1 protein-coding gene is annotated in these 872 nt (G+C 74.5%); it reads right to left on the minus strand.

Translation table 11 applies throughout. From position 1 onward, the window contains the following. Positions 1-99: 99 nt before the first annotated feature. Positions 100-872 (minus strand): polysaccharide deacetylase family protein (locus tag VQ02_RS33255; protein WP_048448552.1); only part of this gene is annotated, 773 nt, incomplete at its 5' end.

The raw sequence follows: 872 nt of genomic DNA on the forward strand, positions 1-872 counted from the left end.
CGCGTCCGCCGCTGCCGCCGACCGAGAGCGTCGGGCTGTCGGAGGAGCTGGCGCGGATGCTGCGCGCCGAGGGCTGAGACGCGCCCGGCCCTCCATCCATCACCCCGGCACCACTCCCTCCGGCAACCCGATGGCGTGATCCGCCACATCCCCCGCGCGGGTGATCCAGACCTCGTCCCGGTGTCGCGCGATGTGCGCGAGCGCCCGCCGCAGGGGCCGCAGGCGGTGCGGCTGGCCGACGAGGTAGGGATGGAGGGCGATGCCCATCACGAGCGGCGCGGCGGAGGCGGCCTCCCGCATCTCCTCGAAGGTGTCGACGATCATGTCGGCGAATTGCGTGCCGGAATCCTTGCGCCCGACGATCGACGGGATGTCGTTCAGTTCCTGCGGGTAGGGCACGGACAGGATGCGCCCGCCGCCGCGGGTGGAGAACCAGGTCGGCTGGTCGTCGTGGCACCAGTCGAGCAGGTAGCGGTAGCCGGCCTCGGCCAGGAGGTCCGGGGTCGTGCGGCTCTGCGAGATCCACGGGCCGAGCCAGCCCGCCGGCGCCCGGCCCTCCTCGCGGGTCAGGGCCGCGGTGGCCTCGGCGATCAGCGCCCGCTCCGCCTCCTCCGGCAGGGTGCCCTGGCGTTCGGCATTGGTGCGGCCGTGGCCCACCACCTCGTCGCCGCGGGCGCGGAAGACGTCCATCAGGCCCGGGCACTCGGCGTAGATGCGGCTGTTCACCAGCACCGAGGCCGGCAGGGCGAGGGCGTCGAACAGCTCGGCGAGGCGGAAGACCCCGACGCGGTTGCCCCAGTCGCGCCAGGCGTAGTTCAGCACGTCCGGCTGCGGCCCGCCCGGCGCCAGCTCGGCCCCGAGCCCGCCGCCGA

The organism is Methylobacterium variabile, assembly GCF_001043975.1.
Taxonomy (GTDB): Bacteria; Pseudomonadota; Alphaproteobacteria; order Rhizobiales; family Beijerinckiaceae; genus Methylobacterium; species Methylobacterium variabile.